General features: G+C 38.7%; 24 protein-coding genes. 6 read left to right on the top strand and 18 right to left on the bottom strand.

Annotated elements, in window-relative coordinates:
* Positions 1 to 32: 32 nt before the first annotated feature.
* The 16 genes from BFS30_RS06895 to gmd all read right to left on the bottom strand — a co-directional run bounded on the left by BFS30_RS06895 (position 33) and on the right by gmd (position 17,735).
* The gene (locus BFS30_RS06895; RefSeq protein WP_069378613.1) at positions 33 to 1,115 is read right to left on the bottom strand and encodes a hypothetical protein; all 1,083 of its coding nucleotides are present in this window, start codon (positions 1,113 to 1,115) and stop codon (positions 33 to 35) included.
* Positions 1,115 to 2,326, bottom strand: a complete 1,212-nt coding sequence (locus BFS30_RS06890) for a glycosyltransferase family 4 protein (protein ID WP_069378612.1) — start codon at positions 2,324 to 2,326, stop codon at positions 1,115 to 1,117. The genes BFS30_RS06895 and BFS30_RS06890 overlap by 1 nt, the downstream gene beginning before the upstream one ends.
* A complete protein-coding gene (locus tag BFS30_RS06885) occupies positions 2,323 to 3,708 on the bottom strand; it encodes an oligosaccharide flippase family protein (protein WP_167353134.1) in 1,386 nt (461 codons plus the stop codon). The genes BFS30_RS06890 and BFS30_RS06885 overlap by 4 nt, the downstream gene beginning before the upstream one ends.
* 35 nt (positions 3,709 to 3,743) lie before the next feature.
* Positions 3,744 to 4,301: an acyltransferase gene (locus BFS30_RS28155; protein WP_069378610.1), complete on the bottom strand. Its 558-nt coding sequence runs from the start codon at positions 4,299 to 4,301 to the stop codon at positions 3,744 to 3,746.
* A 6-nt stretch (positions 4,302 to 4,307) separates the two neighbouring features.
* The gene (locus BFS30_RS06875; RefSeq protein ID WP_069378609.1) at positions 4,308 to 5,054 is read right to left on the bottom strand and encodes an SDR family oxidoreductase; all 747 of its coding nucleotides are present in this window, start codon (positions 5,052 to 5,054) and stop codon (positions 4,308 to 4,310) included.
* Complete coding sequence (locus BFS30_RS06870) at positions 5,036 to 5,947, bottom strand: Gfo/Idh/MocA family protein (protein ID WP_069378608.1); 912 nt, start codon at positions 5,945 to 5,947, stop codon at positions 5,036 to 5,038. Before BFS30_RS06870 ends, BFS30_RS06875 begins: the two co-directional genes overlap by 19 nt.
* The gene (locus BFS30_RS06865; RefSeq protein WP_069378607.1) at positions 5,947 to 6,669 is read right to left on the bottom strand and encodes a cytidylyltransferase domain-containing protein; all 723 of its coding nucleotides are present in this window, start codon (positions 6,667 to 6,669) and stop codon (positions 5,947 to 5,949) included. Before BFS30_RS06865 ends, BFS30_RS06870 begins: the two co-directional genes overlap by 1 nt.
* 6 nt (positions 6,670 to 6,675) lie before the next feature.
* Positions 6,676 to 7,725: a nucleotidyltransferase family protein gene (locus BFS30_RS06860; RefSeq protein WP_069378606.1), complete on the bottom strand. Its 1,050-nt coding sequence runs from the start codon at positions 7,723 to 7,725 to the stop codon at positions 6,676 to 6,678.
* A complete protein-coding gene (neuC, locus tag BFS30_RS06855) occupies positions 7,709 to 8,878 on the bottom strand; it encodes a UDP-N-acetylglucosamine 2-epimerase (protein WP_069378605.1) in 1,170 nt (389 codons plus the stop codon). Before neuC ends, BFS30_RS06860 begins: the two co-directional genes overlap by 17 nt.
* A 1-nt stretch (position 8,879) precedes the next feature.
* Entirely contained in the window at positions 8,880 to 9,890 is a 1,011-nt protein-coding gene (gene neuB, locus BFS30_RS06850) for an N-acetylneuraminate synthase (protein ID WP_069378604.1), read from the bottom strand.
* Complete coding sequence (locus tag BFS30_RS06845) at positions 9,890 to 10,528, bottom strand: acetyltransferase (RefSeq protein ID WP_069378603.1); 639 nt, start codon at positions 10,526 to 10,528, stop codon at positions 9,890 to 9,892. Before BFS30_RS06845 ends, neuB begins: the two co-directional genes overlap by 1 nt.
* Positions 10,529 to 10,531: 3 nt before the next feature.
* Positions 10,532 to 11,689, bottom strand: a complete 1,158-nt coding sequence (locus tag BFS30_RS06840; protein ID WP_069378602.1) for a LegC family aminotransferase — start codon at positions 11,687 to 11,689, stop codon at positions 10,532 to 10,534.
* A gap of 2 nt (positions 11,690 to 11,691) precedes the next feature.
* On the bottom strand, positions 11,692 to 12,879 hold the full coding sequence (locus BFS30_RS06835; RefSeq protein ID WP_069378601.1) for a UDP-N-acetylglucosamine 4,6-dehydratase: 1,188 nt from the start codon (positions 12,877 to 12,879) through the stop codon (positions 11,692 to 11,694).
* A gap of 7 nt (positions 12,880 to 12,886) precedes the next feature.
* On the bottom strand, positions 12,887 to 13,996 hold the full coding sequence (locus tag BFS30_RS06830) for a Wzz/FepE/Etk N-terminal domain-containing protein (RefSeq protein WP_069378600.1): 1,110 nt from the start codon (positions 13,994 to 13,996) through the stop codon (positions 12,887 to 12,889).
* 33 nt (positions 13,997 to 14,029) lie between these two features.
* A complete protein-coding gene (locus BFS30_RS06825) occupies positions 14,030 to 16,501 on the bottom strand; it encodes an SLBB domain-containing protein (protein WP_069382327.1) in 2,472 nt (823 codons plus the stop codon).
* A 97-nt stretch (positions 16,502 to 16,598) separates the two neighbouring features.
* Positions 16,599 to 17,735: a GDP-mannose 4,6-dehydratase gene (gene gmd, locus BFS30_RS06820; protein ID WP_069378599.1), complete on the bottom strand. Its 1,137-nt coding sequence runs from the start codon at positions 17,733 to 17,735 to the stop codon at positions 16,599 to 16,601.
* Between the two features lie 230 nt (positions 17,736 to 17,965).
* Here gmd and BFS30_RS06815 point away from each other — a divergent pair, with 230 nt between their 5' ends.
* From BFS30_RS06815 to BFS30_RS06790, 6 genes are all read left to right on the top strand, one after another.
* Complete coding sequence (locus BFS30_RS06815; protein WP_069378598.1) at positions 17,966 to 18,196, top strand: DUF4287 domain-containing protein; 231 nt, start codon at positions 17,966 to 17,968, stop codon at positions 18,194 to 18,196.
* An 18-nt stretch (positions 18,197 to 18,214) separates the two neighbouring features.
* Positions 18,215 to 18,991, top strand: coding sequence for an SDR family NAD(P)-dependent oxidoreductase (locus tag BFS30_RS06810; RefSeq protein WP_069378597.1), 777 nt, complete (start codon positions 18,215 to 18,217; stop codon positions 18,989 to 18,991).
* Between the two features lie 277 nt (positions 18,992 to 19,268).
* Positions 19,269 to 20,075 (top strand): phytanoyl-CoA dioxygenase family protein, encoded by an 807-nt coding sequence (locus BFS30_RS06805; RefSeq protein WP_069378596.1) that lies wholly within the window; start codon positions 19,269 to 19,271, stop codon positions 20,073 to 20,075.
* 124 nt (positions 20,076 to 20,199) lie between these two features.
* On the top strand, positions 20,200 to 21,411 hold the full coding sequence (locus BFS30_RS06800; RefSeq protein ID WP_069378595.1) for a sterol desaturase family protein: 1,212 nt from the start codon (positions 20,200 to 20,202) through the stop codon (positions 21,409 to 21,411).
* Between the two features lie 122 nt (positions 21,412 to 21,533).
* Entirely contained in the window at positions 21,534 to 21,953 is a 420-nt protein-coding gene (locus BFS30_RS06795) for a hypothetical protein (RefSeq protein ID WP_069378594.1), read from the top strand.
* A gap of 126 nt (positions 21,954 to 22,079) precedes the next feature.
* On the top strand, positions 22,080 to 23,405 hold the full coding sequence (locus BFS30_RS06790; RefSeq protein ID WP_069382326.1) for an MFS transporter: 1,326 nt from the start codon (positions 22,080 to 22,082) through the stop codon (positions 23,403 to 23,405).
* An 8-nt stretch (positions 23,406 to 23,413) separates the two neighbouring features.
* On the opposite strand, the gene BFS30_RS06785 is transcribed toward BFS30_RS06790, so the two are convergent.
* Entirely contained in the window at positions 23,414 to 24,112 is a 699-nt protein-coding gene (locus BFS30_RS06785; protein ID WP_069378593.1) for a hypothetical protein, read from the bottom strand.
* A 280-nt stretch (positions 24,113 to 24,392) separates the two neighbouring features.
* The gene (locus tag BFS30_RS06775; RefSeq protein ID WP_420488419.1) at positions 24,393 to 25,682 is read right to left on the bottom strand and encodes a nucleotide sugar dehydrogenase; all 1,290 of its coding nucleotides are present in this window, start codon (positions 25,680 to 25,682) and stop codon (positions 24,393 to 24,395) included.
* Positions 25,683 to 25,694: the final 12 nt, after the last annotated feature.

Genomic DNA, 25,694 nt, shown 5'->3' with positions numbered 1-25,694 from the left:
CAAACCCGGTATTCCTTATGTTAAAATACGCCTTAGCTAACATATTCTAGAATTTTGTTAACAGAAGTACAAAGATGTACATTCTCATTACTAAACATCGCCGGAATCCTGTTTATTGTCTGATCATCTTGAAAACAGATGATTCTGCCTTTAAAACCAATAGACTGATAATCGTAAACAAGGGAAGAAAAATAGGTGATTAATATATCAATATTCTCATACCTTTCTTTTCGACAAAAAACAACGTCATATTGCTTCAATGCAGCGAAATTATTAAGATCACCAGTCGGATGAATATAAAGAAAGATAATCGCATTAGCATCTGATTTTCTTATTCCTTTTATCACCTCTACCATTCCCTCCTTTAAGTGGTCTACGCCAGTTGGAATAGCAATTAGCTTCTGATTCGATTGGTTATCAAATTTCACAAACTTAACCGCCGAATACAACCCCTTGATTGTCAGCAAAAATCCATTTCTTTTTTCTATGATATATTGTTCGAAGCACCTGGCTTCATCCTCGTTAAAAGCTTTCAGAGAGGTACAGGGTATTTTATACGGAAGGGCCTCACTGGCAACACATCCATGTTGCGAAATAGTCAGGTTGCTGTTGTATGCTTCGGCGAGGTATCCAATCCATGTGGAATATCTATCGAAATGGCCCGAAATTTCAATAGATACGGGCGAAAATTTCCTGAACATTTTCTGAATAGCCGTAAACTCAAGCGCATCAGCAGGAAAGCCCCGTCGGTTTGCCTTTATATACAAACTCAATGATGAAAAGAATAATCCTGATATTTCACGTAAACTAAAAAAAGAGAATAGACTGCCTGACAATGTGGTTTTAGAGATATTTACAAGACTAGAACCAATCAGAACAGGAGTTCCTTCAGCTTCGGATAAAATTCGATTCTGATGAGCTCCATTTATAATTTTAAATTTATTCCGATCAAGGCTTTTATTTCTGCGACTGAATAAAAAGAAAAAAAACACCAAACAGTTTCTTTTAATCTCAAAAACGAGATTTCTCTTTACGTCTACTATGCTATAAATATACTCCTGATTGTCAATTCCTTTTTTATACGAAGTTACCAGGCTCTTTTCGATCATATTCATTATAATTTATTTAAGATCGATGCATACTTATCAATCATAATATTCAATGAAAAAATCTCTAAGAAAGCTTGTCTTGCCTTAAGTGAATTTGCCTCGAAATTTACTTCCCCTTTTAAAACATCCTCCAAAGCATTTTTAAGTTCATTTGCTTCCGGTTTAACCAGCTTGGAATACGCTTCGTTCAACATTTCCGGAATTCCACCAACGTCAGACGCAATAATATAAAGGCCTTCCCTTAAAGCTTCAATAATTGCAATAGGCAATCCTTCGTTTCTACTTGGAAGGACGTAACAATCTACTTCTGTTAGCAAATCTTTAACGTCACTCCTAAGTCCCAAAAATTCAAAATTCTGGTCAAGGCCATATTCATTTACCCTTCTTTTCAGTTCATTTTTCAGATCACCTTCTCCAACAAAATAAACTTTTGCCTTCGCTCTCAGTTCTGGAGTCACCAGCTTCATCGCTTCAATAAGAATGTCCTGTCCTTTTCGCTCAGAAATTGATCCAACACAGATAAAACTAACATTACCGGTACCGTGGTTCTTACTCTGATGCCCCCGGTAAGATATATCCTCCAGTCCGTTGTATACAAAATCAACTTTATCTCCGTACTTTAGCCGGAACTCTTCTACCGGCTGTTTGGATACAAAAATTATTTTATCAATATTCTCCAGTACGTAAGACTGCTTTTCTCTGATTTTTGATTCAAATACAGTCCCGGAAAATTCAGGGTATGATAAGGCCAGCTGATGAAATAAATCCTCAGTACTATGAGAAATTATTGCCGTTTTAATTTGTAGATTTTCCCTCTTCCGGAGATAATGATAGGCCGTATTAAAATCCTGAAATAGGATCAGATCTGCAGGTTCTTCCTGATTCGATAAATACCCTGCGACCACTTTCTTTGCAGGTGCCATTACGGTGATTAAATACCTCAGGTAAACCAGAAAAGGTATTCCAACCAATAGCCTGGTTTTCAAAAACACCCTTATTTTACGGCTGAGACTATTTACACTAGCATTGCCAAATTGTCCAATTGGTAATTTATCTTCCCGAGAACAATTGATTATTGCATCACTGGCGTAAATCTTTCTCAGTTTAATTCCTGAAGTCTCAAAAATGCGCTTTCCCACCAGCAACGATTCAGTTACCTTATTTACCCCATGAACCAGCTTCAGACTGGAACCATATAATATATCTAGATTTTTCATTTTTTATTTCTTTTAAGCAGCTTACTGTCCAATAGACCAAACACGAGCTTTTCTTTAGTCAATTTTAAGATGAGCAAATAAGTAATTGCCGATATAACGGTAGAGAGATACACATTCTTAATCAACAAACTCAATAAGATAGAGAGAGCAAATGCCAATATATACTTGAGCTGCTCTACTTCAAAAAGCATATTCTTAGTATAAAAACGATTATATAACCCTTGCAAAAGAGCTAAAATGAAAATTGAGGCTAAATAAGAATAAGCTATAATGATATAACCGAAATGTTTATATCCCAAAACAATTATCAAAATATTAAGGACAATACAACTCAAATAGAACAGGTTAATCGCCTTAGACTTCTGTTGAGAATAAAATACCTGAAAGGTCATTAAATTCGTAAAACAAGCTCCAATCAATGTAAAAGCTAAAACCTTCAAAGACAGCGCACTGTCAGCAAATTGTGTCCCTCCGAATAGTTGTATTATTTTACCCGAGAATGTAAACAAGAACAATGCAAAACCAAGACTCGTAAATAGAATAAAACTTATTGATTCCCTGTTTATCTTATCAAACGCAGTCTTATCAGAAGACAATAGTCCGGCCACTCTAGGTAGAAATACCATTGAAGTTGAGGTGATAACCACACTTACAATTTTAAAAACCCGAAGAGGTAAGGTATAATAAGCAATTTCATCTCCGGCCCCCATTTCACTTAGGATTACCACGTCAAGTAACCCGAAATAGCTTACGCAGGAATTGATCAATAAAGAACTAACCATTGGTCCTATATGCTTCTTTAAATTGAAATCAACAGCTTTTACCTTAAATACAGGAACTAAAAAGTAGATATTCACCAAACTGGTTATCGCAATTAAAAGCATCATTAATGTAGCATAGATGAGAAGATCTGATTTATCATTAACAAACAGAAATACCATCATTACGATAACTACTTTTATAATTACTCCCCGAATCGTAATAAATGCCTGCTTTTCAACACCGACAAAATACCAGTCCGCGCTTAACGAAGTAAAAAAAATAAGCAAACTCAAAACCAGCACAACCTTTGTATTCAGATGCTGGTTATCCGAGAAATAGAGAAAAAACAGTAAAAAGACATAAGTAACTATCGCAGCCAGTGTATTAATTGTTAACAACTCTTTCAATGCTGTTGACCTCTTTACACTATCCTCTTTTACCCTGCCGATTTCTCTGACACCATAAATTCCTACTCCAAGAGATGCTATAATGGTTAAATAGCCGATTAACGAATTGGCAGTATCATATAAACTGATACCTTCTACGCCAAGAACACGAACGACATAAGGAAATACGACAATAGGAAACAGGAGATTAGATCCTGTTCTTATCATATTCATCGCGAGGTTAAATTTTAAGCTTTCCTTTTTTAGCATTATAATTGACGAAGGTTCTCTATCTTTTTAATCACTTTTGCCGGTACTCCTGCGGCTACAACTCTATCTGGGATAGACTTGGTAACGACAGCGCCCGCTGCTATTACTGAATTTTCTCCGATTGTAACACCGGGTAATACCACTACATTGGCCCCCAGCCAGGCACCTTTTTTAATTATAACAGGCAAAGAATCATCATGCCCCTGATCTATAATCGGAATATCCGGATTTGAAAAAGTATGGTTTGAAACGTAAATATGGCAGCCTGAGCCTAGCATTGCACCACTCTGAATTTCTATTGATAAGTTCAGGTTGGAGGATGCCCCATGAATCATACAACCTGGTCTTATAACAACCCTATCCCCCATTGAAATCTTCGAACAGCCTACAATATAAGATCCCGGACGAACTTCTGCGGTATCTGCAAAATATTGAAATTTGCGTTTACACAACTTCAGCATGCTCTTTTTAAAAAATAGTTTCCAATATGTAGATAACATATCAGGACCTATCCTGTCCGCATTATTCCAAAATTTAATTTGTTTAAATAGTCCCATTTTACCTTAAATTGCAGTCCAGCCCCCATCGACCATTAAATTATGTCCCGTGATAAATGAAGATTCATCAGATATCAGGAAGGTAACAGCAGGAGCAATCTCTTCAGGCCTTCCCATTCGTTTTAATGGAGATTTATATTCATATCTTTCTATGAAAGACGGATGTTGTGCATCTTTTATCCCACCGGGAGAAACGCAGTTTATTCTAATATTATCTTTACCAAAATAAGAGGACAGGTATCTGGAAAAATTTATTATTCCACCTTTAATAGCAGAATAAGCAGCCGGAGAAGTTCCTCCATATCCTTCATAAATTGTAAAATCGTTCCCAACAACTCCATAAATAGAAGAGATATTAACAATGGCTCCTGATTGTTGCAGTTTCATCTGAGCGAGAACTTTTTGACAAATAAAGAAAACAGCATTCATCTGCATGTCTACATTTTGCTGCCAGGATTTTAATTCAATATCTTCAAATTTAGTACCCCAATCTTTTGTTCTGGGATAGGCATTATTAACCAGGCCATCAATTCTTCCAAATTTCCCAACCACATCATCAATTAGCTTTGCAATGCTGGTTTCGTCAGTCACATCGCAGTTATAATTCCCTTCTATCCAATCCGTTTCGACATTGATCTCAGCATTAATAACTACTGCCCCATTTTGCTTCATATGAGCCACAATCGGTTTACCAATTAAGCCGCTTCCACCAGTAACAATTACTATTTTATCTTTTAGTCGTTCGTTATACATAATTTCAATACTTCAAAAGCTTCGTCAATTGTGTTAAATTTTGCGTTATTCTTCAAAATCTCCTCAGTAAAGAAAGTGAGCTGATCCTCATAGGTATCCAATACACTCTTATCAGAAGAATAAATGATTTCATTTTGGAAAGTAACCGTATTCTGAAGCAGGTCGACATAAACCGTACCGCTTTCCAATAGCACTTCTAAACTCCGTTTTGGATCTCTACGGTAATAGTTAAGTACAACACTTACATGATATTGTGGATACGAAAGTATGTAATTGGCATAATCCACTGCTGAGATATTCAATGAAGATCTGTTGCTCTTTGTCACGAACACATCTACAGGAGCATTAAACAACCAGTACAAGTAATCGATCTCATGAATGAGATCTATATGTACTCCTCCCCCCATTTCCTTATTCGCACTATAGACCGTCCGGAAGTCCTTTTCAGGCCTCCAGTCGGGCAAATAAGAGCCGCAATAACTATTCACCTCATTAATACGTTTACCTTTCAAAAATTCCTTCAAAAATACCAGGCAACCAAGGAAACGCAGGTTGCAGGCAACATAGGTAATGATGTTATTCTTCTTTATTTCCTGTAAAAGTTCAGCTACTTCCAATCGATCAAAAACCGGCTTTTCAATAAAAAGAGGAATTTTAAAAGGAATCAGCGCTGAAACCGCTTGTTTATGAAAGGCTGTCGGATTAGATATAATAGCAAAATCAATGGATAATGAAGGAATGACAGAAATATCGTAAATATCTGAAACTCCATCAACCTTGACGGCTTTAGTGGAAGATCTTAATGCAAAGAAAGATATGGCCGTGGAAATTTTCCTTAAAGCATTAATGTGCTTCTGAGCAATTGATCCTAGGCCGACAATTAATACATTCATTATAATAGAAAATCTAATTTATTATTTTCCATAAGAAACGACATCATTAAAAAATCAATCGGATGATCCAGATCAAAACATAAATGAGGCACTTCGTAAATCAAAGATTTTTCCGTGATGGCCTTCTTTAGTTGATTCTCAAAAAAAGATGCACTATAAATGTAAAACGAAGCGTTCATATCATATACCTTCGGAGCAGACTGCCTCGTCAGGAAGGAACCTTGTTTACAAGTCGCATAGTATCCATTTTCGTTTTCCTCAACCATATTAAAATATGGATTTCTGTTTGCAGGACTTACAGAAAAAATATTATAAGCATTGGGATCATTCCTGAGTAATAGAAATGCTTCCTGAAGATCGCTAACGGTTCTCAAAGGAGAAGTTACATCCAGATCGATAACATACTCGTATTTTTTGTTATTTTTTTGTTCAAAATAGCTTAAAACATCTTGAATAGCATCGATTTTACCAGCAGTATCAGAGGCCAAAAACTCAGGTCTCGTGTATTCAGTATCAACATTAAATCCTAAAGTGCTTACTGTATTCTTTATTTCTTCATCATCGGTTGACAAAACAATATCAACCCCGGTAACTTCCTGAGCAAATTTATCGGCAGTATGGAGAGAATAAAAAATCAAAGGTTTACCATTGAGCATTTTGATATTCTTTCCTGGAATGCCTTTGGATCCTCCCCGGGCACAAATGGTAATTAATATACTCATTGTATTTTATAGCTTAATATGTTTAATATCTTCCTGAGCTTTTTTAAAATCCTCATGTTTCCCAATATCCAGCCAGTAGCCAGTAATCGGATACGTTATCAATTTTTTATCAGACCCGATTATCGCATCCATCAGATCGGTAATATCATAAAATTTGCCTTCAGGGATCATACTCAAAAGGCTCTTTTTAATAATATAAATTCCTGCATTTGAATAATAGGTATATCTCGGTTTTTCCTTTAACGACGAAACCTGATTAAGGTCATTTACCTCCAATACCGCGTAAGGAACATCTACATGATAAGAAGTCGCCGCAACCGCCATATCAGCTCCACTTTGCTTAAATGCTTTAAAAAAATCGCCGAAATCTATGTTGGTTAACAGATCGCTGTTCATCACAATGATATCATCATGAATGAAACTATCTACCAGTAAAATTGAGCCAATAGTACCCAATGGCATGTCCTCTCTGACATATTCAATATTGGCATTTCTATTCCCGCCGTCTCCAAAATAGTTTACGATCTGATCCCCAAGGTAGTTGATACTTATATTGATATTTTTAACACCAACTTTAAGCAAGCGGTCTATATTGTGTTCAATAATGGGCTTTTCTCCCACCTTCAGTAAGGGCTTCGGGGTAGTTTCTGTTAATGGTCTCAGTCTTTTACCTTCTCCTCCAGCCATTAAAACTGCATCCGCAGGAATAATAGTTTCCTGAATACGAAAATTTAATATATCAATGATAATCCCCTCTTCATCAAGAATAGGAATAATCTTAAAATTTTTTCTCTTATACTCTTCCAGCTGAATTAAAGTATAATTATTCCGGGTAATAGATACCGGATTTTGCTGAATGTATTTAGTTATACTATCATCGAAAGACAAATTATTAATAAAACCCCTTCTTAAATCTCCATCCGTGAGTGATCCGATCAGTTTTCTATGTTCATCTGTAACAAATAAAATAGCGTCAGAGCCTAATTTATCTAATTTTGCCAGTGCCGAACGCACAGGCTCTTCCTTGTTGATGATATGATTAGCTAGCGTGCTCATTTTCTATATTATAAAATGTTTTATTCCTGGGTAAGAACCCGTCTATTTTCTGAAGTATGGTCATGATTTCCTTTGAGGTATTTCCAATTCCATATGGATTACGGATTTCCCTCAAACCAAGTAAATATTGTTCATCCTTTATTTTAACAAAGGCCCGTTCTATTTCTTCCTTATTAACACCGACATTAATCACATTCTCCCCGTAAATACGCCCTTTTTGCCTATCTCCGATATTGACCGTCGGAACCTTAAATGAAGCAGATTCAATGATGCCACTGGAACTGTTTCCAATAACCCCTGTAGCGTATTTCATAGCTGATAAGTAACGTAACTGCCCCATGGTAGTAAAAGCTACTGCTTTCCCCGGATTTTGCGCAACAAATGCATCTATCATTTTATTAATTACACGACCATCCGTATCTGCATTAGCATGTGTAAAGATGAAAAAACCATCTTTGTCTTTGTTAATGACATCCAGCAGAATTTCAAACTGAAGTACAACAGACTGCTCTGAAAGCGTTTCAGGATGAAAGGTGACAAGGTAATTGTATTTTTTAAAACTGACATTTAAACTTTCCGCTAACGCTTCCTTTGTAAGTAAGGGCAAGTTAATGATGTTATCCAATCCTATTGCGCCGACATTAAAGACCATTTCAGGTTGCTCTCCCATCTGAATAACCCTTTGTCTATATTCTTCTGTAGAAGTAAAATGCAATGTGCTCATTTTTGTAATTGAATGACGAATAGCGTCGTCATAAGCACCTTCGGTAATTTCACCTCCATGTAAATGTGCAATCGGAATTTTAAATATCACAGCAGCCGAAGCCAATGCCAACATTTCATAACGATCACCTAAAATAAATATCAGGTCTGGCTGTAAGTTCTTTAAGGCATCAGCAAAACCAATCATTCCAAGTCCCATAGATTTAACGATCCCCTCAGAAGTATCAGAAGAAAGTAACATCTCAACTTTGGCATTTATTTTTAGGCCATCTTCTTCAATCAGTCTGTAAGTTAATCCAAATTCCGGCGATAAATGAGCCCCTGTAACCAATAACTGAAGTTCATATTTAGCCGTCAGCATGATTTGATCAATCAGCGGTTTTAATAGGCCGTATTCAGCTCTTGTTCCAGTAGCAATACAAATCTTCATGTTATAATTCTATTAATTCATCTTCCTGGAAATCTCTGCCCGCTGTTTTTCCGATTACTTCATCCCATTTCATTGGAGAAATTCCTGTTCCCGGACGCTTGACAGTAAGGTTATCGACCGTAAAGATCTCTCCTTTTGAAATCATCTTTTGGGCTACAATACTCTTTCTCGCAACACTAATATTCTTAAATTCAGAAGGAGATGGTTCTTTTAAGCCGTTCCCCGAAATTGCACTGTCTATATTTCTTATTGCAGAAACCATCGCTTTTAGCTCATCCGGTTCTAAAGAAGCAGGATGATCGGGACCTTCCATGGTCTTATCCAGGGTAAAATGTTTTTCAATCATCGTCGCCCCCAAAGCAACTGCTGCTATCGGTACCTCAATGCCTAAAGTATGATCAGAATAACCAATTGCAGTATTGAAGGTATTCCCAATATGAATCATAGCCTTAAGATTAACATCACTCATTGGTGTAGGATATTCAGTATTACAATGAAGGATGGTAATTTCTTCTTTTGGTATACCTTCATTAAGAAACACGTCCAATGCCTCCTTAATTTCAGCAATGGTAGCCATTCCTGTAGATAAGATTACTTTAGAAAACAGATTGGCGGCAACTCTTAAATAAGGTAAATTCGTAATCTCTCCGGAAGGAATTTTAACCATATCAAGACCAATTTCCGCTAGATAAGACAAGGAATCCAAATCAAATGCTGTGGAAAAAAATTTAATATTTTTGGTCTTGCAATAAGAGATCAGTTCCTCATGATCTTTTACAGATAGCTCCAGTTTTTGAAGCATTTGCAATTGAGATTCATCCGAATTTTTCGTGTTATCAATCTGATAGTCCGCCTTTTTAGCCTTACTGGAAACCAGTTTTTCCGCCTTAAAAGTTTGAAATTTCACATAGTCAACTCCGGCAGCGACCGCTGCATCTACCAATTTAAATGCGTTTTCCAGGATTCCGTTATGGTTAACACCTGCTTCGGCAATGATGATTGTCTGTTTCATTAACTTATTTTCTTGACAGGACTTCCAACATAGGTCCCCTTCTGATTGATATTTTTAGTTACGACCGCCCCAGACCCAATAATAATTTCATCTCCTATATTAATCTGGTTTGATATCGTTGCATTGCTTCCAACAAAAACTTCAGCTCCTATATTACAATCTCCATTTACAACTGCATAGGTAGATATATGTGTATGTGGACCAATAACAGCATCATGTTCTATATCACATCCGGTATTCAATATACAATTTTCAGCAATACGGGCACCTGCGTTAACGACTACATTGTGCATTACGATTGTTCCTCTTTCTATTTTTGAATATTTTGAAACACAAGATCTAGGAGAAATAATGGTTGCCAGAGGAGCATTGTACTGAAGTAAAAGGTCAAAAATCCGTTTTCGGATTTTCGCTGTTTTTATTTGTCCTACAGTAACCAGAAATTCACATCCATCTTGAACATATTTTAAAATATCTTTATCAGTTCCAATAATTTGATATCCTAAAACGCTTGTATTAATGAGGTCCGAACGGTCCAAAATTCCCAATATATCATATTGATTTGTCTGTTCAATCACGTCTATGCAAACCTTGGCATGACCACCACCTCCAATCAATATAAGCTTTTGTTTCTGCATTAATTATGTTCTAAATCCACTAGGAATATTAACCACTCTGTCTGCTAGCCAGAGACTATTTTCCAAGTCATCGGCCTGGCTATCTTTAAACATAGGTAAACGGTTCATTAGTTCCCAGATCGGCCTTGTCATTACGCCTCTTGAATTGGTATATTCCAAAAATGCATTTCGCTCTTCCAGGTCATCCAAGACTAATGCGACAAGCCAGTAATTGGCTTTTGCTTCCTTTAACTCCTGGGCAAAAGAAAATCTCAGGGATTCAGCAAGTACCTGATATTGCCCGGCTAATTCTCTTTTATTCTCTACAAATAAAGCTAACTGCTCCAGCTGCGCACAGGCCAGGGCAGCATTTAAATTTGGCATACGGTAATTGTATCCTATTTCATCATGGACGAAATCCCATTTGTGAGGAACTTTAGCTTGAGTAGTCAAATGTTTCGCTCTTTTTGCCAGCGCTTCATCATCAGTGATAATTGCACCACCACCACCACAAGTCACGGTTTTGTTTCCATTAAAACTAAAAACACCAAGCTTTCCGAAAGTTCCGGTATGTTTATTTTTATAATAACTTCCTAAAGATTCAGCTGCGTCTTCAACTAAAGTAATATTCCAGTCTTCACATATGGCAGCAATTTCATCAATTCGACAAGGAAGTCCAAATGTATGCATGGGTATACATGCCGAAATTCTTTTGCCGGTTACTTTGTTATAAGTATATCCGTCAGATTTCTTTTCGGCATTTGTTTTCAGGAACCGATTTAAGGCCTCCGGGGACATTCCCATAGTATCCCTGTCTACATCAATAAAAACAAGTTTGGCGCCAATATAGCTAATGGCATTCGCAGTAGCTATAAATGTAAGCGCTTGTGAAAGAACCTCATGGTCTCTTTCTACACCAGCCAATAATAAAGCCATGTGCAAGGCATTAGTTCCATTTACAATTGCAATTGCATATTTAGCCCCTGTAATTTCAGCCATCCTCTCTTCAAAGCTATTGACATAAGCACCAACTGATGAAACAAAGGTCGAATCAATCGCATCCAATACATATTTACGCTCATTCCCGATAAATACTGGCTCATGTAAAGCCACAAAATCTTTATTAGGATATGCTTTCTTTACAAAATCAACAATTCCCTGAAACTTATTCGAATTTTCCATTTTTACATTTTTGCATCTAAATACTTACCTGTCTCCTTGTGCCCAAAGTCTGGTATCATGTCATGAAATAAGCTGACAATCTCATCCTTACTCCATTTTCTTGCAGACTTAAACTTTGAAATGGAATCACTAAAGTGTACCAGTTTTTCATTTTGAAAATTCAGGCTGTTTTTGATCACTCCTAAGTTCTCAAACCGTTCCATATCCAGCGTTTCTTCATCGGTAAAAAACTCTTCAAAATCTTTTTCACCGGTAGTATCACTGGAGGTAAAGAGACAAGGCCATTTCTTCTCCTGAGGCAGGGTTTTAATCAGTTCTCTGGCCTCATCTTCACTATTACAAAGATAGGGCTCATAGCCAAGGCCATTTAAGTATTTAACCGCAATATCAGCAAAGGTGATTAAATGTAAATCCTCGCTTAATTTTGGAAAGAAAATATCTCTGTTCTCCCCAAAAATACAAGACATCAGGCATAACTCTCCCGATTCTTTAGGAATTACAAAGTATCTTTTGATATCATTCGGTGCAACGATTGGCTGAAGCTTCTGGATTCTTTGATTAAATCCATGCAACAGCGATCCATCTGAAAAAGCAACGTTTGCAAAACGCGCCGTAGAAATATTGATCTCCTGGCTCTTCCGCATCAGAAACATTTCCATAATACGTTTGGAAGCGCCCATCATGTTTACGGGGTTTGCCGCCTTGTCTGTAGACACGCAAAAATATTTTTTTGCTCCTTTCGCAATAGACTGATTAATGGTCTTTTCGGTATTAAAAACATTTACATCAATCATTCTCATCAATGTAAAAGGATCTTTTTCACTTCTTACATGTTTTAAGGCAGAAAGATTTAACACATAGTCGTAGTTCCCGTCACTTTCTATAAATGCATCGTATTCTATGGATCCGATATCCAGAGCAAAGGTTTGAAAATCTCCGTCAATATAACCAAAAGAACTTCTGATGTCCCTCACCAGCTCCACCATATTGTTCTCACTAATGTCCACAACATGAAGCTTTAGGGGATTACGCTTAAAGATTTCCTTAGTAACGGCCTGGCCGATTGATCCTGCACCACCGATTACTAAAAATTTAGATTGCTCAACTTCTTTTCTTAAGCTATTCTCATAATTGTTTATATCATTTTGGAATAACTCTGTCTTACGACCTATTAAGCTTAAGATGTCCATATATTATTTAAACTAAAATCATTTTTAAAAGTCTTCGGATAATTAAGACAAAGCAGGAAAGTAGCCCTACTAAGACCCCTCCCAGGATAATACTCTTAATTTTTTCCTGTTTTTTAACCTCCAATGGGAATACCGGCTGGTCTACAATTTGTATTAGAGGCGTTTCTTTATGTAAGGCAATCTTAGACATCTCCAGGTTTTTCACCAGTTCTCCTAAAATTTCTTTATTCGTCTCCGCTGAGAACTGGGATCTCTGTACCGGCGCAGTTCTTTGTACCTGACGGGTGGGATTTAAGTTTGGCGTCGCATCAGCTACCGCTGCTGCAGAATAAATAGCACCATTCATTACCGCCCTCACCGAATCTGTTTTTCGCTGCATAATTGCAACATTCTCCGCCGACTTTTTATTCTTCGTCTGTAAATAAAAATCATTTACATTTTTTACAATCTGGTCATTAAATTCTTTGGCAAAAACCTCATCTATTGCTTTAACATCGGCCTTAATGATACTTAATTTTTTATCCGGTTTGGTAACCTCCAGATAGTTATCGCTGACATCGGTAATGATCTTTCCCAAAATACTATCCTGAAGGCGGGTAAACTTCGGTTTAGAAAGCCCGAAATTCTTGATTTCCTCCGCTTTGAATTGAATGTCTTTCAATTCAGGCTTATCTTTCCATTTATCACGAAGTTTATTAAAATCAATATACCGGTCAACCAGCAATTGTTTCTTTCCGTTATACTCAATATCAGACAGCAGGGTTTTCTCGATCATCACACGGGATTTGTACAGCTCAAGAATGTTGTCTCCCTGAAAAATGCCGCCACCACCGCCGCCCAGATCAATTCCCACCATAGAGGCCAGACCAGCGTATTGTCCAAGACCACCACCTCCTGATCCCGAATCTTCTAACACAAATGTCGTAGAAGCGGTATAAACAGGTTTTTTAACATAGGCGTATAACAATCCCAAAAGGCCGCCTATAATAGCAAATGACAGTATGACCAACCATTTAGACAAAAGGTACCGATACCACTCACCTATTTTGAGTAATAGTTCTTTTAAAGAAATCTCATCAGCAGGTGCTATTTCGTTATCTGGATTTTCTGAATTCATTTTATACTTGAAATGCTTATTAATCTGTATATGCTATCTAAATAGAGAAACTATGATTGCGGTAAGAGAAGCCAGAGCAGTACCAATTCCTACCCAGCTCTGAGCACTCATTCCTGCTTTCTCCGCTTTTTTAGGAACCAGAATTTCTGATCCTGGTTTTACTTTCGGATAGTTATTAAAGAACAGGAATTTCGTTGCTGATTCAACCGAGCCGTTCGCATACTTAATATGAGCACCTTTCTTAAAGGCATTATAGGTAAATCCACCCGCACCATTAATATATTGCTTAAAGCTCTTACCCGGAGAATATACAATGCTGTTCGGACTTAAAACTTCACCGGTAACTTTAACAGTTTGTAGCTGCTTAGGAACACGGACTACGTCACCTTCTTCCAGAAAAAGATCATAACGGCCGCCAGGATGAGCCATAATTCTATCCAGGCTAATTCCAACAAGATCGGAAGAAATGATTTTTTCCGTTAAAGCTGCACCTAAGGTATCTTTTGCACCATACTCTTCAAACCTTTTAAGGTTGAGCATTTTTAGATTTTCCTCTTCTTTGTTATTGATGGCGTTTTTATCAGATGGATTTACCGCTTCAGCTCCAGGTCTTTTTAATGAAGCCCCTTCCGCATAAGCCATTGGTGTTAGTCCACCGGCTCTCTTAATCAGATCTGAAATACGCTCGTCCTTTCTTGTGATGGTATATAGACCAGGATACAATACCTCTCCCTCCAGTTTAACCTGCTTCTGAATTTCATATCCGGTTGAATTACGTACTAAAATGATATCAAAAGGCTTTAAAACAAAAGCACTGTCTCCTTGCAACCTCAGACTGGAATCCACTTTTACGATAAATAATTCCGCAGTAGCTGCAGATTTAGAAGTAGCATCACTGTTTTTAATTCTCCTGGAGATCTCTATTCTGTTTGGCGTGGCGCCCTCTTTAAAGCCGCCTGCCATCTGGATGACATCACCTAATTTCATATTATCTGCATAATCGAAAGTACCTGGTGCCCTTACTTCACCACTAATGCTGATCTTATATTCATCACGCAAACTAAATAAAGAAGATATGGTAATTTTATCTTCTCTCAAAAGAGAGATATCTGCCTGCTCTCCTGACATAATCTTAGCAACATCAAATGAGATCAGATTTTGTGTATTATCCGGATTTAACCTATTAATGTAACCGCGGTTTAGAAAAGCATCTTCCGTTAAGCCATCTGCTTTAGTGATCAGCGCTTTCAGTGTTAATCCTTTTTCTAACTGGTATACTCCCGGACGAAAAACAGCTCCGATAATCTCTACTCTGTTTTCAAATCTATCCAGGATGGCCTCCACTACGAATTTATCTCCGTTTCTGGGATTGTAACTGCCATAATCCGCAGCCGCAATGTCCATAATGCGGCGTTCCTTATCTGTATTCTGAAATGATTTGATTTTGGCAGTATAAGCCTGTGTGGTGAAACCACCTGAAAAATTAATGATATCCTGCAATGTTTCTCCTCTTACCACCTCAAATAAGGCAGCCTGCTTCACCTCTCCCTGGATTTCCACACGTTTTTCGAAAACAGGTATATTAATCACATCCTGATCCTGCAGGCGGATATTACTTTGTTGAATCCCCTTCAGCAGGAAATTGTAAACATCGATTGTAGAAATTACTTTATTATTTCTGATCACCTCAATTTTACGAAATGAACCGTTTAGAGATGGACCACCTGCAGCATATAATGCATTATAAACAGTAGCAAGCGAAGGCAAGGTAAAAGTACCCGTTTTAACGGCTTGTCCGGTAATCGTAATTTTTATGCTTCTGATATTCCCAAGGTTAATCGCCAGATTGGTACGCCCCGAGCGTAATCCCGGATAAGTTTTGGCCATCACTGCTTTAATTTTAGACGTGGCCTGATCAATGGTTAATCCGCCAACAGATATTCTACCCACATATTGCAGATTGATCACGCCGTCAGGACTTACTTCCTGGTTATAGCTGGCCTCGTTATCACCGGTCAGGTCAATCAACAGCTTATCATCCGGACCGATCACATAGCCCTTAGGAGTCGCCATTCTCAGATTGGGTTCAAAAGTTAGGTTTCCGTTTCTGAACAATTCAGATCCGAATATCTTAGGGCCAACTTCTTCGTCTTTAACCTTCTTTTCGTTGTCTATAGCTCCCCCATCTGTAGTTTCACTATATTCCCGTCCGGTAGCAGCCGTTTTATTTTCTGTTTGAGTATCCGAACCCTGAGATTTTATTTTCTCTACACGAAGTTTCAATTTTTGTATTTCATCAGGCTTCATCCCTCTCGCAGCAGCCATTTGAGCAAGCTGGGCTTCTCCATATCCTATAGATTCTGCTTTTTTAATGATTTGCAGAATTTGAGCATCAGACAATTCATCAACTTTAACGTCGGCATAATTAGTCTGTGAATAAACGCTTTGTGCGGCAAGCACGGTAAAAAAGAACAGTACAGCGGTTATTGTATTTTTAAAATTCATATAGCAGATTTTGTGACCCCCGTCCCAATTTAACCGGGACTTTTGCATTAAAAAGTACTGAAATAAATCAGCGTGATGTTTTATAACAATTTATATTTTACTCAAAATAGTTTAACGTCTTAAACCCACCTTGCTTCAGGTATTCATCTTTCTTCATCAAATGAAGATCGGAATGAACCATGTCCTGAACTAATAAAGGCAGATCATATTTTGGTTTCCAACCTAGTTTAGTATTTGCCTTTGTCGGATCTCCCAATAATAAATCAACTTCTGTGGGTCTGAAATATTTTTCATCCACCTGAACAACAACGGTACCCGGTTTCAAATATTCGTCATTTAATCCCAGCTTCTGTACCAATTCCTGGTCAACATCAATAATTACTCCCCGTTCATATTGATCTTTGCCACTAAACTCAATTTCTATGCCTAATTCTGCAAAACTCATTTTTACAAAATCGCGAACAGTGGTGGTTACGCCTGTAGCAATCACATAATCTTCTGGTTTTTCCTGCTGAAGAATCAGCCACATGGCCTCCACATAGTCCTTTGCATGCCCCCAATCCCTCTGTGCGGACAAATTACCCAGGTATAGACAGCTCTGCAAACCTAGAGCGATTTTACATGCCGCACGTGTAATTTTTCTCGTTACAAAAGTTTCACCTCTCACCGGACTCTCATGATTAAACAAAATTCCATTGCAGGCGTACATGTTATAAGCTTCTCTGTAATTTACAGTGATCCAATAACCATACATTTTTGCAACAGCATAAGGAGAACGCGGGTAAAATGGAGTGGTTTCACTCTGTGGCACTGCCTGTACCAGTCCATATAATTCAGAAGTGGATGCCTGATAAATTTTAGTCTTGTCTACAAGACCTAAAATCCGGATGGCTTCAAGTAACCTCAAAGGCCCTATACCATCTGCATTGGCTGTATATTCGGGCGTTTCAAAGCTCACTTTAACATGGCTCATTGCCGCCAGATTATAAATTTCATCCGGTTGTGTTTCCTGTATAATCCGGATCAGATTGGTAGAATCGGTAAGGTCTCCGTAATGCAGTTTGAAGTTTAAATTCTTCTCATGCTGATCCTGATAGAGATGATCTATACGTTCCGTATTAAAAGAAGAAGAGCGTCTTTTTAAGCCATGAACAAAATATCCTTTTTTGAGTAAAAATTCAGCAAGATATGCCCCGTCCTGGCCTGTAACGCCTGTTATTAATGCAACTTTCATTAGGTATAGTATAGGTTTAATTTAAGACAGCAAATATATCAATTTATTTGAATTGTAAGAAAACGATGACAGTCCGGGGAGAAGTTGTAAAGAAACTTTACACCCCCAAAACCACTACCTGCGCATGTCACAATCCCCCCCTATCTTTGTCATTTATCGACACGGTGAATCAACATAATTCGGACTAAATTTGGATAATTATTCATTTATATTCATAAATTGATCAGCTCATGTCATTTCAAGCTTACCTAAAAACGATTAAAGAGAAAACAGGCCTGACCCCAGCAGATTTAAAAAAAATCGCAGATGAAAAGGGGTTCAGTGAGGCCGGACACCTTAAAGCAAATGTAAAAGCCACAGAGATTGTCGACTGGCTAAAGCAGGACTTTGAACTTGGACACGGACATTCCATGGCTATTTACGCCCTGTTAAAAGGTATAAAAGATGAAAACAGCGTTTAACAAACCTATTTGCTTTATATGAAAAAATATGCTTTAATAACTGGTGCGAGTAAAGGCATTGGAAGAGCTATTGCTGAGTCATTGGCCCGCTCAGGGCACCACCTATTGCTGGCTGCCCGCTCAGAAGAGGAACTTCAACAGCTTTCAGAGCTGTTGAAGGAAGCATATAAAATCGAAGTTTTTTACTTATCGATAGACCTTTCTGTGGAACATGCGGCTGAGCAGGTTGCTGCCTGGTGTAAGGCCCAGGCTCCATCTTTATCGATCCTGATTAACAATGCAGGATATGGATTATGGGGAGATTTCGATCAGCTGACGCTCCATGCTCAGATGAATATGCTAAGGCTCAACATTGATGTCGTTGTCGAATTAACCCATCACTTACTACCACTCTTAAAGCAACAAACTCAGGCCTACGTATTAAATATCTCCAGTACAGCAGCCTATCAGGCAGTACCTACCCTTTCCTTATATGCGGCAAGTAAAACATTTATTCTTTCTTACAGTCGCGCGCTGCGGTACGAACTTAAAGACAGCGCTGTTTCGCTGAGCTGCTTATGCCCGGGCCCAACAGCAACCGGATTTTCGAGTCGCGCAGGCATGGATGCACTGGCAGATCTTGCAGAGAAATTCAACATGTCTCCGGAAAACGTTGCGAAAATTGGGCTGAAAGGAATGTTTAATAAAAAGGCTGAGATCATTCCCGGGTTTCTAAACAAGGTTTCGGTCTTCGGCACCAGGATTCTACCTAAGTCCCTGATTGAGAGGATCACCGCCCGCTTATACCAACAATAAAAATTAATAGGTTTTTTTTTCAAAATAAATTTGATAAGACAATTATTTTCCTACTTTTGTAAAGTCTACTAAATTAATAGACTTTATCTCAATGAAGAATAACAACCATATTCATACCGCACATACGATGCGAATGCTCTTCTCAGGAAGGGCGGGTTGTTGCTATTGTTGTTGTTGATCTCTACACCTTATCGATTTCATCATTCATCACCTCCTGAGGGCTAACCCCGCAGATGGCACTGTTTACTTCAACATTTAGCATTAAAAATTCATCATCATGGAAAATCTATCTATAAAATTCACCTTAGGGAATAAAATAACTACAGAACAAACCGATTTCTTCAATAAAAACGGCTTCATTCATTTCAGGAATTTCATTAAGCCGGAAACCGTGAATGACATCATTCAGGCCTCTATTGAAGTGCAACAAAAATGGATCAGCGATCAAAAAATTAAAATCAACGGCATCCCTATCAAATATGGCAGAGACCTCGATGGCTCTGCCATTGTCCAGCGTTTTGCCTTTATCAACCAGCAACATCCCTTATTCGCCGAATTGCCTAACGACCCTCGCTTCGAGACCTTATTAGAGTTAATTGGCCCGGGCGCAAGACTAGGCACGGCAGAAAAAGACGGTATGGTACTCAACCATTACGTCAACGGACCGGAAAGTAAATTTACCCAGATGGGCTGGCATACCGACGGTCTCCGAGATATTTTTCAGGGTCAGAAGCTCAATCCTATGCTCAATGTAGGTATTCATCTGAGCAGCCTTAGGCCTGAAAACGGGGGATTACGCGTACTTCCCGGAACACATAAACAGAGTTTATATGGCATGCTTTTCCGGAAAAAGTATTTTCTGGATACCAAGCCCGATCCTGCAGAAGTTGCAATTGCTCCTGAAGCCGGTGACCTGACAATTCATGATGGCCGCTTATGGCACCGGGTTGCACAATCCTCTGTAATTGGAGAAGAGAGCCGTAGAAGGGTGATTTATTTACCGATTATCGCCGGAAAGTATGAACCAAAGCATGAAAAAAGTCCTACTGCCTTTTATCAACGCTTTGCAGGTCTGGTTAAATAATCAGGTTATGTTAATTGCGTTAGCGATAAGCTACCTGATCCGCTCAGGAAAGCTGCATTCCCTGCAAAAAGGGATCGACCAATGGCGATTGCTCAGTTTTATCAAAATCAGAAACAAGCCATAAATGATAACCTTAAATTACCTGGCCTTTGCCATACCCGCATTTTTCCTCTTCCTCTATCTGGAATACCGTCTGGCCGTTTATCTGAAAAAGCCGGAAGTTTTTAAATATGAGAGCTCTATTGCAAACATCAGTATTGGCATTGCTGAAAGGTTACTTAACTTATTCATCTCTGCAAGCTTTTACAGCTTGTTTTACTGGGTATATAAAAACTATGCCCTCTTTGACATTCCCAATACCTGGTGGGTATGGTTGCTGTTGATCCTGACCACAGACTTAGTCTGGTATTGGTATCATCGCCTCGGCCACCAGGTAATTTTTTTATGGGCAGCACATATTGTTCACCATCAAAGTGAAGAGTTTAACCTCACCGTATCGGCAAGAATAACCGTTTTCCAGGCACTGATCAGGAACATTTTCTGGTGCATCATTCCTTTCCTCGGATTTCATCCGGCAATGGTCATTACCATTCTGATGGTACATGGTGCTTATTCCTTTTTTACCCATACACAGCTCATCGGAAAACTTGGCTGGCTGGAACATATCCTCATCACCCCCTCCCTTCATGGCGTTCATCATGCCAGCGATAGGAAGTACCTTGATAAGAACTATGGGGATGTTTTTGTATTTTGGGATAAGTTGTTCGGAACCTATCAACAGGAAGAAGAAGCCCCGACATATGGTCTTACCCATCCGGTAAAAAGCTATAGTTTTCTATGGCAGCACTTTCATTATTATCTGGAAATTCTCGAAGCCTGTAAAAGACAAAAGTACTTTAAAACAAGATTGAAGATCATTTTCGGAAATCCCGCCACTCTTGATCAAAGCATCAGGCCCATATTAGAGAGAAGATACCTTCAACACAAAGCAGCCTCAGCTCACCGCTTTAAGTTCAGGACTTACTTAAATGTCCAACTTCTACTCTGCATTGGCCTGCTTAGCCTTGTCACGGCTTTTTATACTGCTCTACATCTGGAAGACAAGTCGTTCGTTACTGCTTTCATCCTGATTACCTTAATCAATTGTGGTGCGCTCCTGGAACAAAGAAAATGGATCTACTACCTGGAATGCTGCCGGTTAATTCTCTTATTTGCCTATGCTTTCTGGAAGTTCCACATTTTTGAACTCGTTATCCTGCCTGTAGTTATTCTGGTGATTTTAGAACATGTTTTCAGATTAAGCAGATTATACAGACAATATTTACTCCGATACTAGGAATCTTAAGCACTTATACCCAAATACTGGTAGAAACAAAACCTGTTTTCCAGGTATTGATTAGAAAAAACGTCCATGATAGATTTGTAACAGCATAATAATCTATTAAAAACAAAAACCTCATGAGACTTTTACAATTGAAAACAACCGTTTTAACAAAAATCGCCTTAACGCTTCTGGCAGTAACATTAATCAGCTCCTGCTCAAAAGATAAGGACAAATTTGACGACCCAAGAGCTGGTTATCCTAAAGATGTAACCATTGAATACAAAGTAACCCAGACTGCTGGAAACGTTGGCATTACCGACATCATGTATACGAATGACGCAGGTGCATCCACTAATCTTGATAGTCAGACCCTGCCTTTCACCAAAAAATTCACCAAAAAAGTAGCTTTTGCTGAAATTTTTACGGTCTCAGCCTACACTGATGGCCCAGGTACAATTAAGATGGAGATATTGGTGGATGGAAAAGTAGTACAAACGGCATCCCCGGTTTCAAATACTTATATTAACTATAATATAAGTCACCAGTTTCAATAAAACTTAGTGGTCATAACAGACTTTAATTCTCGTACTCTTGTATAATTTGATAAGTTCAGGTTGGCAGGGGTACGAAAATTTATTTTAAAGCCTTATCTTTTGCTTTTAACCAAAAGAGATTCAGGCATGCAAACAAACATTGAACAGATTCATCCAGACAGTGATCATGATAAAATATCTCCAGGACGACTAAAAGCGATATTTGGAGGATCTGTTGGAAATCTCGTAGAATGGTATGACTGGTATGCTTACTCCGCTTTTGCAATTTATTTTTCTTCTGCTTTCTTTCCGGAGGGAAACGATACGGTAAGGCTCCTGAATACGGCCGGAATATTCGCACTCGGCTTTCTCATGCGTCCTCTGGGTGGATACCTGTTTGGAAGGATCGCAGACCGGATCGGCCGAAAGCAATCCATGACACTATCGGTCCTGTTGATGTCCTTAGGCTCACTGTTAATCGCTTTAACACCAACCTACACGACCATAGGCATTCTTGCCCCCGTTCTCCTACTAACTGCAAGGTTACTGCAGGGATTAAGCGTGGGTGGAGAATATGGTGTATCGGCCACCTACCTGAGTGAGATGGCCACAAAAAACCGTCGCGGGTTCTATTCCAGTTTTCAATATGTGACACTCATAGGAGGGCAGTTACTCGCCCTGGCGCTGCAGCTCCTGTTACAAAAGGTCTTACTTTCTGAGCAACAACTTATGGAATGGGGATGGCGGATTCCTTTTGTATTCGGCGCCATACTATCTGTTGTAGCCCTCTATCTAAGAAAGAACCTGGAAGAAACCAGGGCTTTTGAAAATCAAAGAAAGAAGGATACCGAAAAAAAGGGAACGATAAAAGAGTTGCTAAAACACCCGAAGGCAGTCATTACTGTAGTCGGACTAACCCTAGGCGGAACCCTCGCCTTTTATACTTATACCACCTATATGCAAAAGTTCCTGGTCAATACCGTAAAGATGACCAGGGAAGAATCAACCCTCTTATCCTTTCTTTCCTTATTCCTTTTCGCTTGCCTCCAGCCTTTGTTCGGTGCCTTATCTGATAAAATAGGCCGCAAGCCGTTATTAATTGGCTTTGGCATACTCGGAACCCTGTGTACTGTACCTTTACTTACGGCATTAAGCCAGACAAGCAATCAATGGACTGCGTTTTTATTATTGATGGCTTCATTAATTATTGTAAGTGGATACACCAGCATCAATGCCGTTGTAAAAGCGGAACTCTTCCCTGCAGAAGTACGTGCATTAGGTGTTGGCCTTCCTTATGCCCTGACCGTAGCCATATTCGGTGGCACAGCAGAATACATTGCACTATGGCTCAAAGACTGGGGCCATGAGTCTTATTATTACTGGTACATTACCGGTTGTATCTTCTGTTCCCTGCTTGTTTATGTATTTATGAAAGACACAAAAACAAACTCAAAGCTGAATGAAGATCAGTGATATTAATATTATTTATTACTTCCCAGGTGAAGGGTAAGCCCTACAGATACCGGATTCAGGAGGAATTCTGATTTATTCATTTTCGTAAAAGTCCGTGTATTCTTTGCATCCTGGGTAATAGATTCCTGTCGTTCATAAGAATAGAAGAAATCGAAACTACCTTCTACAAACAGAGACAATTCATTGATGATATTCAATTTTATCCCGATTAACGGTGTTGCCACAAAACCAACTTTAGTTGCCTCGACCTTACTTGCTGGAATCACAGCATCCGATTCTATTCCTTTTAAAGTGTTTGCATTTTCGGACAATCCCACAAATTTATTAGACCTGAATCCAATATCAGTTCCGAAATAAGGCTGAATCCTTGAAAAATTAAGATTCTTCTCAAATCCTACTTTGAGGGAGTAATCGGTAACATCACCATTGACCACCTCACAGGTGAGACAGTTGTTATAAAATTGTTTAGATTTCTTCAAATAACTACCACCTAAACGATAACTGATCTGATTGTCATTAAACTTCATTGCCAGCCCTGTAAAATAGGTGTTTATATATTTGCTGTCGTCCGTTTCATTTAAAATTTTAGGCATTTGCATCATGCCAAAGCCTCTTACAGCAATAGAATAATTATAGTCGCCATTCATTTGTGAAAATGCCGATCCGCCAGATAATAGTAGTAAAATAACTAGTAGTTTTTTTTTCATTTAGATACCCCCCCGGGTTTATTTAATGCCATAAAATTAGCAGAATAATCACCATTTTCAATAAAAAATTTATTGAAATCGGAATTTCTTTCAAACAAAGGCTTCTTCCCTGAGAAGAATGATTCACAATGAATTAAATATCCCCTAAAGGGACCAATTCCAGAAATGAATACACCAAAGTAATGATGAAGCACTGCTTTTTTTATTTTTCACTTAGCATCTAAAAACGTGCCATAATTAATAAATTTTTACGAAAACAGACAATAAGCACGATTAAATTTTACAATCTCGCATCAGTATATTTTCTTTCTATAAAAGATTTTGTATCAAAGATAATTGCTCCATCTTCCTTATATTTTTTATAGTCCAGTGCCAGGAATTCCTGATGTGAAACGGCAACAATGATAGCCTTATAGTTTTTATCCCTTAAAGTATTATCCAGCTCAAAGCCATATTCTTTTCTTACCAATTCCGGGTCTGCCCATGGATCAAAAACAGTAACCTCCATTCCGAACTGATTCAACTCCTCATAAATATCGATGACGCGGGTGTTCCGGATATCCGGACAATTCTCCTTAAATGCAAAGCCCAGGATCAGCACTTTCTCTCCTTTAACCGGATATCCTTTAGCAATCATCAGCTTAACGACCTTATTGGCCACGAACATTCCCATATTGTCGTTTACCCTGCGGCCAGACAAAATCACCTGGGGATGATACCCCAAAGACTCTGCTTTATGCGCCAGATAATAAGGATCAACACCAATGCAATGTCCGCCTACCAATCCCGGTTTATATTTTAGAAAATTCCATTTCGTTCCCGCAGCTTCAATCACATCTGTCGTATCGATTCCAATGCGGTCAAAGATCAGTGCAAGTTCATTCACAAAAGAAATATTTACATCCCTTTGCGCGTTTTCAATGGCCTTGGAAGCTTCGGCCACTTTGATGCTCGGTGCTTTATGTGTTCCTGCGGTAATGATTTGCGCATACAACTGATCCACCTCCTCCGCCACCTCCGGTGTGGAACCTGAGGTAACTTTTTTAATCTTTGTCAGGGTATTTACCCGATCTCCGGGATTAATCCGCTCGGGAGAATAGCCGCAGAAAAAATCAGCATTGAACCTCAGCCCGGAATGCTTTTCCAGAACCGGAACACAATCTTCTTCGGTACAGCCAGGATATACTGTCGATTCATAAATCACAATATCCCCCTGTTTAAGGACTTTACCAACCATTTCAGAAGCCTTCAAAAGCGGGCTCAGATCAGGCGCTTTAAACCGGTTAATGGGTGTTGGAACGGTAACGATAAACACATTACAGGAATCCAGGTCGGCTGTCAGAGAGGAAAATGCCAGTCCCGAATGTTCCGTCTCCGCCATCAATAACTTTTTCAGTTCTTTCAAATCAGCTTCCTTTGTCCGGTCATCTCCCAGGCACAGCTCTTCAATCCTCGACTGGTCAATATCAAATCCCAGCACCTTATATTTTTTAGCGAATTCAATAGCGAGCGGCAAACCCACATATCCCAAACCTATAACGGCAATCTTATACGCTTTATCCATAAACATATTCCTCTTCTT

The organism is Pedobacter steynii, from assembly GCF_001721645.1.
In the GTDB taxonomy this organism is placed as follows: Bacteria; Bacteroidota; Bacteroidia; order Sphingobacteriales; family Sphingobacteriaceae; genus Pedobacter; species Pedobacter steynii_A.
This window is presented reverse-complemented; position numbering and strand designations above follow the sequence as displayed.